The sequence below is a fragment of the Corynebacterium sp. S5S1 genome (genome assembly GCF_001913985.1).
Classification (GTDB): Bacteria; Actinomycetota; Actinomycetes; order Mycobacteriales; family Mycobacteriaceae; genus Corynebacterium; species Corynebacterium marquesiae.
Map to the genome: position 1 here is coordinate 36,732 of NZ_MKXT01000022.1, position 11,372 is coordinate 48,103.

Here is an 11,372-nt window from a genome sequence, read left to right on the forward strand (position 1 = left end):
CCCGTTATGCCCAAACTCCTCTTTGATATGTACGGCGTGCTCATGCGCCCGGCAACCCCAGAAAGCCACGCGGACTTGGAGCGCCTCCTCGCGCCGCCAGATCCAGAGGCGATGTGGGAGGCCTACGGGTTTTATCGGCCGGACTACGACGCCGGCATTTTTAGCGATAGCCACTACTGGAATGAGGTAGCAGCCCGCGCCGGGTTGGGGGAGGTTCCCGTCGCTGAGGCAGTAGTGTGTGAAAACAGCGGCCTATTAGAAGCGGACCCCGACATGGTAGCGCTCGTCAAGGGGCTTATCGGGGACGGCTATAGTGTGGGCATCTTATCCAATATCCCCACCACGCTGGCGGGTCAGGTGCGAAAGAAGCAGACGTGGCTAGAGGACTGTGCGGCGGTGACTTTTAGCTGCGATATTGGCGTGGCCAAGCCGCACCCAGAGGCCTATCGTGTGGCCGTGGATGCGCTCTCCGCGCAGCCGAAAGATACGCACTTTTTTGATGACCGCGTCGACTACGTGGAGGGCGCTAGCTACTGCGGGCTCAATGCCCATCTCTTTCGCGGCATCGACTCGGTACGCGAGGTGCTAAGCACACTGGAGTGAGCGGACTAGCTCCAGCGGTTGGCGCAGGAGCTGGTCGGTGGCCACGGTGCGGGCTACCGCGCGGACAATCTCCTTATGGCCGGGGATCATGCGCAGCTGCAACTCATCGCCCGCGGAGGCGCGGACGGTGGCGGCAAATTGCTTGGGGGCCTGTGGGTCGTCGGTAAACGCGCCGCCGGCGATAACCACGGTGGCCGGGGAGTGGGCCTTGACCAGCTCCGCGGTGATGGCGCCCAACTGGCGGGCGCGCTCGTCTAAAATGGCGCGGACGGCAGGGTGGGAGTCGGCTACTTGGGCGGCGTCGGCAAGCGTGGCTACTTCCATGCCCTCGTGACGTACCTTCTCTAGGACGTGCTGGGTGGCCAGCAGGCGCTCGGAAGCGCCGTGACCAAGCAGCTCAGAGTGCGTTTGCGGCACGGGAATAATGGGGCTGACCTCGTCCTCGACGGAGAGCGCCGAGCCGATGGAATCGTCCGCGAAGAGCACCAGAACGCGCTCGCTGGTGCCAATCTCGGCCGCCTGGGTCTCGGAGCCGAGGATGGCCGTGATGGCGGAGGAGACCACCACCGGCACGCCGAACTGGAAGCGCAGGCGTTCGGCAATGTCCACGCCGTGCCAGTTGAGGTTTTCCGCGGTGACTAGGCCGTTGTCATCCACGGTGCCCGAGGTAGTCACGCCGAGGGAGACTAAGCGGTGGTCCAGGTTCGTCAGCATGCGATTGATGCCGGCCATGATGTGCTCGAGGAAGTCATCTTCGCTGAGGTTAGCTACCGGGGTGGTCAATTCCTCTTCGATCAACGTGCGGCCCTTGATGTCATAAAGGCCGATGTAGGTCTGCTTGGTGCCCACGGAGATTCCGCCGAGCGCCCAGTCATTATCGGCCGCCTCCAGCGGCACGGTTGGTCGGCCACGCCCACGGGACTGGGTGAGGTCGGTGCGTTCCTGGATGAGGCCCGCGTTGAGTAGCGAAGTAGTAGCGCGCGTGATGGTGGGCTGGGAAAGTCCGGTGGCTTCCACCAGCTCGCTCCGGGTGATGATCGGGTTCAGGCGCACCAAATGGAGGCACTTTGCGGCCGGTGTGCGGGGCCGCGTGAACACTGGGCCAGATTTGATCATAAAAAGGAGTATAAGCATCCCAGACTGCTTTGTCTAACCTGATAAAAGTTTCATGTACCGAATAGTCTAAAGGTGGTGGTGGGCGCGCAGATACCTATGCTGGAGAGCATGCAGTCAGTAGCGGTTTATTGTGGTTCAGCAACAGGAAACTCCCCGGCCTATACGCAGGCGGCACAGGAATTGGGTACGGAGCTGGCCCGACGCGGTCTCACCTTGGTCTACGGCGGCGGCAATATCGGCTTGATGCGCGAGGTGGCAGAGGCCTGCCTGGCCGCCGGCGGTACCGTCACCGGCGTGATGCCACAGTCCCTGGTGGATCTGGAGATCTCCCACCCCGGCCTGACCACCCTCGAAGTAGTCGGCTCCATGGCCGAGCGTAAGACGCGCATGGAGCAGCTTGCCGACGCCTATATTTGCCTCCCCGGTGGCGTCGGCACCCTCGAAGAGCTCACCGAGGTGCTCACCCTGCAACAGCTGGGCACCATCCGCGGTCCGGTGGGCCTAGTAAACACCGAGGATTTTTGGCGTCCGTTCTACGCCATGTACGCCGCCATGGCCGAGTCCGGCTTCATCTTGCCACGCTTTGTCGATGCCTTGGTGATGGAGGAGAAACCGCAGGATATCCTGGATGAATTCGGCCGGTGGAACTATCCCGGTACAAAGTGGGACAACGATTAGTTAACAAGTTCGCAACTTCGGCCCGCCTGGGTGGCCTATAGCTGATACTTAGGGATAGACTTCCTCGTTATGAGTTCTGAGCAGACCGCTAAGCGCCAGCCCTCTCTACTGGACGCTTCGTGCGATAACTTCGTTCACGACCTAGCCGAGCTTTCCCCCACCGATGCCACCGCGTGGGGCATTGACGGCTACGAGGGCGAATTGCAGGATTTCTCCCCCGAATACTTCACCGCCATCGCAGACCGCACCCGCGAAATGGTGGCGGACTTGGATGCCCTGGATGACACCACCGATGAGTCCGATGATGAGGATGACTTTGATGACGTGGACTATGTCACCGCGGCCGTCCTGCGTGATCGTCTCTGTCTTGAACTAGATCTGCACCACCACAGCGAGGACGTGCGCTGCCTGAATAACATCGCCTCCCCGGTGCAGACCATTCGCGATACGCTGCTGCTCATGCCGCAGGACACGGACGAGGACCGCGATGCCATTCGCTCCCGCCTGTCCAAGGTGAAGACCTCCCTGGCCGGCTACCGCAGCTCCTTGGAGGAAGCAGCCTCCCACGGCATGGTGGCACCGCACCATCAGATCTCCGAGGTCATTGTGCAGTGCGAGCGGCTTGCCGACGCCGACTCGATGCTCGAGTCCCTCGGCCTCGACGCCGACTCCGCCGAGGTGCAGCAGGCCAAGGAGGCCTTTGGCGAGTTCTCCGATTGGCTCTCCAATGACCTGCAGCCCCAGGCTCCTAACAAGGACGCCGTGGGCCGCGAGCGCTACGAGCGCTTTTCCAAGCTCTTTGTGGGCGATGCCGTCAATCTCGACGAGGCCTATGAGTGGGGCCTGGACCAGGTGCGCAGCCTGCGCGCGGAGCAGGAAAAGATCGCCCACGAGCTCTACGGCTCCGATTGCTCGGTGCGCTCGGCGATGCGCAAGCTCAACCACGAGGAGCGCTATACCCTGCGCGGCACCGATGCCTTGGTGGAGTGGATGCAATCCACCGCCGATGGCGTCATCGCTGAGCTCAACGGCAAGGAATTCGATATTCCGGAGGAAGTAGAAGAGATCGAGTGCTGCATCGATCCAGCCGGCACCGGCGGCATCTTCTATACCCCGCCGAGTGATGACTTCTCCCGCCCGGGCCGCATGTGGTGGTCCGTGCCAGAAGGCCAGGACACCTTCCACACTTGGCAGGAACTGACCACCGTCCACCACGAGGGCGTGCCGGGCCACCACCTGCAGCTAGGCTCTGCGCTGGTGCAAGAAGACCTCAATCTGTGGCGCCGCGCGGTGACGTGGAACTCTGGTCATGGCGAGGGCTGGGCGCTCTACGCCGAACAGCTCATGGCCGAGCTGGGCTACATGGACGACCCGGGCTTCCGCATGGGCATGTTGGATGCGCAGCGCCTGCGCGCCGCCCGCGTGGTCGTGGACATCGGATTGCACTTGGGCAAGCAGTTGCCGGATTGCTCGACGTCCGGCGTGTGGGACAAGGCGCACGTGAAGACCTTCATGCGTGAGAACACCGCTATGGATGATGCGAACCTCAACTTTGAGGTCAATCGCTACCTCGGCTGGCCGGGCCAGGCACCGTCCTATGCATTGGGACAGCGCCTGTGGCAGGAGACCCGTGCCGAGGCCGAGAAGCAGGGCATGAGCGCACGCGAGTTCCACTCCGAGGCCCTCGCCCTTGGCTCCGTGCCGATGTCCGTCCTGCGCGAGGCCGTTCTGGATAACTAGCGGCGCAGCAGGCGCTTCGCCAGCCGCAATAGCTGCGGCAGGTAGCCTGCGATGACCAGCACCGCAATAAGCCGGGTGAGCTGTACCGCGATGACCGCGGGTCCGGCCCCGCCCTCGGCCGAGAGCGCGAGCACGGTCTCCAGCGCGCCGGGGCTGGTGGCCAGGTAGGCCTCAAAGTAGGTGATGTGCAGCCATTTGGTCAGCGGCCAGGCGGTGGCCGCGCAGATGCCGATAATGACCACGATGAAAAGAACCGTGGCGGGCAATTGCTTGGCAAAGGCCTTGAGCGCCGGCAGCGAAAGCCCGCCGCCGCAGACCCAGCCGATGGACAAAAATGCCATCACCTTAAAGGCGTAGAGCGGCTCGAGCGTGTGGCCCTCCGGCAACACGAAAGAGGCTAGAACCGTCAGCAGCAAGGGGCCGAGCACCGCGGCGGCGGGGAGATGGAGGAACTTGCCTACCTTTTCTCCTATGCAGGCAATGACAACCACTAGGGCAACTATCCACCATGTGGTTTCGCCGTCGACCGAAAGATCCGCCCCCTCGCCGGCGGGCGTGTCCAATAAGGCGACCACGGCGGGTAGCGATACCGAGACTACTAAGAGGCGCAGGTATTGGGTGAGGGCGACGTAGCGGAAGTCGGCACCGAGTTCGTCGGCAAGCGCAGGCATCAGCGAAGCACCGCCCGGCAGCATGGATAAAATGCCGGTTTCGGAGGAGACATCGTCTGGCTGCGCGCGGTGTAAGAGTTGGCCGCCGATAATGCCTACCATCAGTGTGACAAAGGACATCGTCAGGGCGGCAGGCAGGAAGCCAAGCAATTGGCCCACCGGCACCACGGTCAGCGGGATCGCAGCCATCATGCCGATAAAACCACGCGACATGCTATAAAAACTGCGGTTCACGCGCAGATCTTCCCCAGTAAAAAGCGCCATGGCGCCGGAGGAGAGGATCGCTGCCAGGATCCAAGCCGCAGGTACGTGCCACCTGCTAAAGAGCCAGCCCAGTGCGACCGATGCCGGAACAACAATGGTCCACCGTGCCACGGTATGGGCACTAAGCCCGGTGCCTTCCTGCTGTGCGGCCATGCGAGCCTCCTAGTTCTGCTGCGACAAAAGTATAGTGCCTCTTTCTGCTCTACTACGGAGAGGGCAATAGGCGGGTTATCACCTTATATCATTTAAGATTTATGATCGGGGGCATGGAAATTGATCTGGTGCAGTGGATAATTCTCTTCTTTGGTACCGCGGCCGCGGGTTGGGTCGATGCGGTTATTGGTGGTGGCGGATTGATCCTGATCCCGATGCTGCTGGCGGTCCTGCCGAGCCTTGCTCCGGCCGCAGCTTTGGGCACTAGCAAGCTCGCCGCGGTGACCGGCACCGGATCCGCTGCCGTAACCCTCGCCCGCAAGGTGAAGCTGGACAAGGCAGAAATGGCGCGCTTCCTCCTTATCGCGCTGGTCTGCTCCGGGTTGGGGGCCAGCGTGGCCTCGAGCCTCGATAAAGACATCATGCGCCCCATCATCATCGTGCTCATGGTGGCCGTGGGCGTCTTCGTTGCCTTCAAGCCAGACTTTGGCAGTAGCGACTCGGCCGGAACCCGTGGTGGTTGGCGGACCGTCGTAGTCTTGGTGCTCTCCGGCATCATTTCCTTTTATGATGGCATCTTCGGTCCGGGTACCGGAATGTTTTTGATCATGGCCTTCACCTCTATTTTTGCGCAGAACTTCCTGACTTCTGCGGCTATGGCCAAGGTGGTCAATACAGCTACCAACTTCGGTGCGCTCGTCGTGTTTATTATTGGCGGGCACGTGTGGTGGACGCTCGGCCTCGTGCTCGGCGTAGCCAATATTGCCGGCGCACTCCTCGGTGCACGTACCGTACTCGGTGGCGGGGCCAAATTCATCCGCTACGCGCTACTTACCTTGGTCGTGGTCATGAGCTGCTACCTGGGTTGGCAGCAATGGGGCTAACTACATTCGGTTTTTGGTGCGCGCGGTAGCAACGGCATTCCACGGGTCCTCCGGCCACGGGTGCTTGGGGTAGCGGCCGCGCATATCGGCGCGCACGCCGGCATAAGGACCGGACCAGAAGCTGGCGAGATCATCGGTCACCGCGAGCGGGCGGCCGGCGGGGGAGAGTAGATGGAATTGCACGCGGTGGCCGCAGTATTCGGGGGATGCGGCCAGGCCGAAGCATTCTTGTAGCTTGATGTGGACCACGGGGCGGTCGCCGGACCAGTCGATTCGTGCGTCCCGACCGGAGGGGACTGGGAGGCGCTCGGGGGCGAGCTCGTCCAGATGGGTGGCTTCCGGCCAGGGCAGGAGGCGTTGCAGCGCGGGGTACATGTCGAGCTTGGCGGCGGGGGTGCCCTCCGCAATGTGGTGGAGCTCGGGGCCGAGCCACTCGGCGGGATCCGCGGAATCGACATCGGGCCACGGCTCGCCATAGTGGGCGTGCAGGTGGCGCAAACGGTCTTTTAAGCTTTGGGCTTTCTCGCTGAAGGTGAAAAGCCCCAAACCTTCCTCGCGGATGCCGGCGGCAAGCGCCTCCTCGGCCGCGGGGCCGGTGACCTTGACAGGGGTTTCAGAGAGCGTGATGGCGCCCGCGGCCTTGACCTTGACGCCGCGCACGCGGCCATCGCGCAGGAAGGCACGGGTTTCCTCGGTGACGCCGATGGTCTCGAGGGCTGTGGTTTCCTCGATGCGAGCGGCCGAGCGGATGATGGCATTACCGGCGTTGGACAGGGATACCTCTGCGATGGCGAGCCACGGGGCACCGGCTAAGTCCGAGTTATCGAGCAGGCGGGCGCGGGTGCCGCTGGCCAGCAGGTAATCCTCGCCCATGCGCTTGGCCACCTGCTCGGGAAAGGCGGTGGCGACGACCTCGCCGGGATCGGCGGGGCCTAGATCGTCGACGAGGCGGGCGAGCCGCTTGACCTCCCTTTGGGGTGGGCGGTGACGGGTGAGATCGGGGGTTAAGGGGGCGTCGGCAAGCGAGGCAATGATGGGTGCGGCCTGACTGCCGTGGCGGAGCAAAGAAGCGCCGAGGCGTGGATCGGTGGGCAGGAGGGCGAGCTCCTGCGTGGCACCAATGCGCTTGAGGGTCGCATGCGCAGATGCCAGGGCCGGGGCCGGCGGCGGATCGAGCAACGGGAAGTCCGGGCCTGCGCCCCAGCAGTCCAGAAACAGCGCGGCCTGGGTCAGGTCCGCAGACAGGATCTCCGGGGTGGTATGCGGAGAAAAGTGCTGGTAATCATCCTGCGAGTAGCAGCGAATAACGGTGCCGGGTGCCTCACGGCCGGCACGACCAGCGCGCTGATCGGCACTCGATTTTGAGGTAGACACCGTCACCAACCCGGACATGCCACGCTGCGCATCGCGCCGGGGAACGCGGGAGAGCCCGGCATCTACCACCACGCGCACGCCCGGCACGGTAAGCGAAGACTCCGCGATGGAGGTAGCCACGACGATGCGCTGTTCATCGGTATACAGCGCAGCGTCTTGCTCCGCGGTAGTTTGCTTGCCGTGCAGCGGAAACACATTATGGCCTGCCAAGGCATCGCAGACGAGGTTGACTTCGCGCACGCCGGGCACAAAGACCAGCGTTGATTCGTGCTGGCGGGCTGCCTGCTTGGCGACGTCCCCATAAAACTCCCTCGTTCCCGCCGCCCTGCCCGGCATGGGGGCGTAGTGGATATCGAGCGGGTGGGTGACTGCTTCGGTGACGTGGACGGGGGCGTCCATAAGCTGGGAAAAGCGTTGCGCATCCACGGTGGCGGACATGGCGATGACGCGGAAGTCCTCGCGTAGCTCGGCCAATTCCAGGCACATGCCCAGCACCAGATCCGTATCGAGCTGGCGCTCGTGGACCTCATCGATGGCAACGGCGGCAACACCCTCGAGTTCCGGATCCTTAAGCAGGCGGCGCAGCAGCACGCCCGGTGTGACGAATTCGACCTCACTGCCTTTGCGGGACTCGCCTCGGATGGCAAAGCCGACCTTGTCCGGGGTGCCGCTGAGAGCACTCAAGCGCTGCGCGGCCGCGCGGACAGCCACACGGCGCGGGCCGGTGACGATGACTTTGCCTCGGCCCGCCGCATGATTGGCCAGCGCCGGTGGCACGAGCGTGGTTTTACCCGTACCGGGTGGGGCCTGAATGACGACGTTTCCGGTTTCAGGCAGCGAATCGATGGTCTCGGCTACGGGCAGGCCCGCACCGATTCTGGCGAGATCAAACATTTACTTGGCGGCTCCAAAACCTTCGACGGGACTGTTGAAATCCTGACGCTCGCAGGACTAGTGAGTTATCCGGAACCTTAGCGGCATTAAGCGTTCCTGCGCTCACGACGCAGGTCTTTCCATTCTAATCTCCGGCAGCACGGTGACATGGGCTTCGGGGCTAACCATAGCGCTTCGCCAAGCGTCCCCTTGGCCTGCGCCAAGATGGTGGGACCGAAATCAATAAAACGCGCCTACCGCACATCACGGCGCAGCCACATTCTAGGTTCGGTGGCAGGTGCAGGCCCGGTAACGCAGATTTTTCCGACAGAATCTCGGGCAGGTTGTCTTTCGCACTAGTAAGTAGGAATCTTTTGTGGGGACAACCAGCCCCGCGTTTCACGCAACCTTGACTGTATAAGGCGATATCTTTAACTACCGGCCCGCTCCCGTGGGTTTCTAGCGCGAAACTTCCCATGACCGCAGCCTGATGGACGACTACCTGATCGGCAACGTACTTTTCCAAAAAATGTGAAAGTCAGAGTCGAGCTAATGAATGAGGATAGGTAAAACGAACGCCATGCCAAGGCTCCAAACCAAGTGCAGTGTGGTGGCTGAGATGAGATTATCAGCGCGTCGGGCTTCCAGCGCGGCAGCGCCGCCGATGAGCACGGAGGCTACCAGCAGGAGAGGGATCCCCATCGCTGCGGTGACAGAGATGTAGAGAGCTAGTTGCGTAATGATGGCGGGAGTAGGTGAGAGGGAGTCCGAAAACTGGCGGCGGACGACGTCGCGGAAGAAAAGCTCCTCACCCACACCGTTGATAATGAGTGTCGCTAGGGTAATCGGTACGCTGCCGTGGCGCATGTTATCCAGCAGGTCACTTACTGGCCCAGCCAAAAAAGGGATAAAGCGCACGATGAGCGCTCCGAGGATAAAAAGAACTATAAGTGTCAGGCCGAGGGTTGTACCGCGAGCGATCTCGCGAAGATGGTGGCCGGAAAAACAGCGTCGGTTTCCCCAAGCTAGCCACGTTAGAAACCACACAGCGGCGGTAAAAAATGTCGCAGCGTAAAACTCTGGTGAGCCCGCCTGGGTCTGAGAAGAGTTAAAAAGGCCGATCGCACCAAGAATCGCAGGAAGGATAGTGCGGAGTAGTACATTCTTATGGCCTGTGGCTGGGCAGGTTTGCGACATGAGCAACCTTTCGCAGTGGAAAAGAGATCCTACAAGGGAGGCGGGTTTCACGTAGCATTGGCGATACTAGCGAGTGTGCGCCACAGATGGCAGGAAGGAAAATGTGATGGCGTCAAATTCTACCGAAGAAACCCCTCGTTTGGCCTTAGTTACTGGGGCTACTGGCTATGTAGGAAGCAACCTCACCACGGAATTGCTCAAGCGCGGGTGGCGGGTGCGCACTCTTTCACGCAGTCGAAAGAAAGCCTTGTCCATGCCGTGGGGTGATAAGATCGTTGATGAGGGTGAGAACGCGGGTGCCGGTCAAGTAGAAGTTTTTGAAGGCGATGCCACCAGCAGCGAAGATCTGCATGATGCACTTGCGAATGCCCATGCCACCTTTTACCTCATCCACTCCATGTCCGAAACCGGGGATTTCCGCACCGAGGAACGTTCTATGGCCCAGCGATTTGCTCGCGCGGCCTCTGACCAAGACGTTGGCCGCATCGTATTCCTCGGCGGCTTACATCCCTATGACGAAGAGTTGTCCGAACACTTAGGATCTCGTGTCGAGGTCGGACAGATCTTCCTGGATTCTGCTGTTCCCACCGCGGCCTTACAGGCTGGTGTGGTTTTGGGTGAGGGATCGATTTCCTTCCGTATGTTGCGTCATCTCTCTGAACGCCTACCAGGTGCTATTGGACCTGGCTGGATCCGCCATAAGATCACCCCGATTTCTGTACGTGATGTCATCTTCTACCTGGCCGGCGCGGCCGAACTTCCCCCTGAGGTTAACCGCACCTTCGATATCGGCGGGCCCGATACGTTCGAATATGCGGCTATGATGCAGGAGTACGCCAAGACTGAAGGTTTGCTACCGCGTATCGTCTTTTCTGCCCCAGTAACCACTCCGGAGCTTGCAGCCAAGTGGATTTCTTTGATCACCCCCATCAAAGCTAACCTTGCCACCCCCCTTATCGGCAGCCTGCTGCACGATACTGTTGTCAAAGAACGAGACCTCGAGTCTTATACTGGCACTCCGCCCGGTGGCAACCAGACCTTTGCGGAAGCCGTTACTGCTGCCAACAAGGGAACCGACACTCGACGTTGGCAAAAGACCCTCGGCGCAGTCGGCACCGCCGTGACTGCCTGCGGAATCATAGGATCTTCTCTGGTCACCACCAATGGACGCAAATATCGTCGGTTGTCTAAACCGTCTTGGCAGCCGCCGGCATTCGTCTTTCCCGTTGTATGGACAGCACTGTATGCTGATATTGCGCTAGTAAACTCCTTAGTCATTGCTGATCAACTCGAAGCCAAGGAAACTAACGCGGCGTGCTCCCATGCCAGCGTGCTTGGCTTAAACCTCGCGCTCAACGCGGGTTGGTGCGGAGTATTTTTCCGCTCACACCGCCGTAAACTCGCAGCCGTCTGGGCCGGGGCTTTAGCGATAAGCTCTGCAGATCTTGTCCGCCGCGCTTGGAAATCTTCCCCCGAACGTGGAGTAGTTCTATCTCCATATGCGGCTTGGACTAGCTTTGCTACAGCACTAAGTGCAGAAATTGCCCGCAGGAATCGCTAGATACCAAAGGCAGCAATCACAGCGTTAGGTAAATCGTGATGGCGTACCTCCGCGGAGGCGTTCGGTTGGCTTCCTAGCAAGCCGCTCGACTAGGAGGTCTATAGAATGAGTAAAATTCGGTAGCGAAAGGCGGGAGGTGTTTTTACCCTTCCGTCTTTCAGGGTTAAGCGACAAAATGTGTGTCTGCTATCGGCGTGTCGCGGGGTTAGATGTGGCCTTTTTGGATGCCGATTGAGTGTGTGTACTCGGTATCGATAC

The 11,372-nt window shown here is 60.9% G+C and carries 9 protein-coding genes; 5 read left to right on the top strand and 4 right to left on the bottom strand.

From position 1 onward, the window contains the following. The first annotated feature begins 6 nt into the window (after positions 1 to 6). Positions 7 to 603, top strand: coding sequence for an HAD-IA family hydrolase (locus BKN05_RS08810; RefSeq protein ID WP_286688465.1), 597 nt, complete (start codon positions 7 to 9; stop codon positions 601 to 603). Here BKN05_RS08810 and BKN05_RS08815 read toward each other — a convergent pair. Further along, positions 586 to 1,719, bottom strand: coding sequence for an ROK family transcriptional regulator (locus tag BKN05_RS08815; protein WP_286688466.1), 1,134 nt, complete (start codon positions 1,717 to 1,719; stop codon positions 586 to 588). The genes BKN05_RS08810 and BKN05_RS08815 overlap by 18 nt on opposite strands. A gap of 108 nt (positions 1,720 to 1,827) precedes the next feature. Between BKN05_RS08815 and BKN05_RS08820 the strand changes: the two genes are divergently transcribed. Both BKN05_RS08820 and BKN05_RS08825 read left to right on the top strand, forming a co-directional pair. Beyond that, positions 1,828 to 2,397 (top strand): LOG family protein, encoded by a 570-nt coding sequence (locus BKN05_RS08820; RefSeq protein ID WP_286688467.1) that lies wholly within the window; start codon positions 1,828 to 1,830, stop codon positions 2,395 to 2,397. Positions 2,398 to 2,466: 69 nt separating this feature from the next. Further along, on the top strand, positions 2,467 to 4,137 hold the full coding sequence (locus BKN05_RS08825; protein WP_286688468.1) for a DUF885 domain-containing protein: 1,671 nt from the start codon (positions 2,467 to 2,469) through the stop codon (positions 4,135 to 4,137). Here the strand turns inward: BKN05_RS08825 and BKN05_RS08830 are convergent. Beyond that, positions 4,134 to 5,225: an AbrB family transcriptional regulator gene (locus tag BKN05_RS08830; RefSeq protein ID WP_286688469.1), complete on the bottom strand. Its 1,092-nt coding sequence runs from the start codon at positions 5,223 to 5,225 to the stop codon at positions 4,134 to 4,136. The two genes, BKN05_RS08825 and BKN05_RS08830, sit on opposite strands and share 4 nt — an antisense overlap. A gap of 113 nt (positions 5,226 to 5,338) precedes the next feature. Here BKN05_RS08830 and BKN05_RS08835 point away from each other — a divergent pair, with 113 nt between their 5' ends. After that, positions 5,339 to 6,109, top strand: coding sequence for a TSUP family transporter (locus tag BKN05_RS08835; RefSeq protein ID WP_286688470.1), 771 nt, complete (start codon positions 5,339 to 5,341; stop codon positions 6,107 to 6,109). On the opposite strand, the gene BKN05_RS08840 is transcribed toward BKN05_RS08835, so the two are convergent. Both BKN05_RS08840 and BKN05_RS08845 read right to left on the bottom strand, forming a co-directional pair. Further along, positions 6,110 to 8,377: an ATP-dependent RNA helicase gene (locus BKN05_RS08840; RefSeq protein WP_286688471.1), complete on the bottom strand. Its 2,268-nt coding sequence runs from the start codon at positions 8,375 to 8,377 to the stop codon at positions 6,110 to 6,112. A gap of 528 nt (positions 8,378 to 8,905) precedes the next feature. Next, positions 8,906 to 9,274 carry a CPBP family intramembrane glutamic endopeptidase gene (locus BKN05_RS08845; protein WP_286688472.1) on the bottom strand — a complete coding sequence of 123 codons (369 nt, stop codon included), beginning with the start codon at positions 9,272 to 9,274 and terminating at the stop codon, positions 8,906 to 8,908. Positions 9,275 to 9,659: 385 nt separating this feature from the next. Here BKN05_RS08845 and BKN05_RS08850 point away from each other — a divergent pair, with 385 nt between their 5' ends. Then, positions 9,660 to 11,114 carry a tryptophan-rich sensory protein gene (locus tag BKN05_RS08850; protein ID WP_286688473.1) on the top strand — a complete coding sequence of 485 codons (1,455 nt, stop codon included), beginning with the start codon at positions 9,660 to 9,662 and terminating at the stop codon, positions 11,112 to 11,114. Positions 11,115 to 11,372: the final 258 nt, after the last annotated feature.

Coding starts and splice junctions, on each gene's coding strand:
- BKN05_RS08810 (WP_286688465.1), top strand. CDS start 7: ATGCCCAAACTCCTCTTTGATATGTACGGCGTGCTCATGCGCCCGGCA.
- BKN05_RS08815 (WP_286688466.1), bottom strand. CDS start 1,719: ATGATCAAATCTGGCCCAGTGTTCACGCGGCCCCGCACACCGGCCGCA.
- BKN05_RS08820 (WP_286688467.1), top strand. CDS start 1,828: ATGCAGTCAGTAGCGGTTTATTGTGGTTCAGCAACAGGAAACTCCCCG.
- BKN05_RS08825 (WP_286688468.1), top strand. CDS start 2,467: ATGAGTTCTGAGCAGACCGCTAAGCGCCAGCCCTCTCTACTGGACGCT.
- BKN05_RS08830 (WP_286688469.1), bottom strand. CDS start 5,225: ATGGCCGCACAGCAGGAAGGCACCGGGCTTAGTGCCCATACCGTGGCA.
- BKN05_RS08835 (WP_286688470.1), top strand. CDS start 5,339: ATGGAAATTGATCTGGTGCAGTGGATAATTCTCTTCTTTGGTACCGCG.
- BKN05_RS08840 (WP_286688471.1), bottom strand. CDS start 8,377: ATGTTTGATCTCGCCAGAATCGGTGCGGGCCTGCCCGTAGCCGAGACC.
- BKN05_RS08850 (WP_286688473.1), top strand. CDS start 9,660: ATGGCGTCAAATTCTACCGAAGAAACCCCTCGTTTGGCCTTAGTTACT.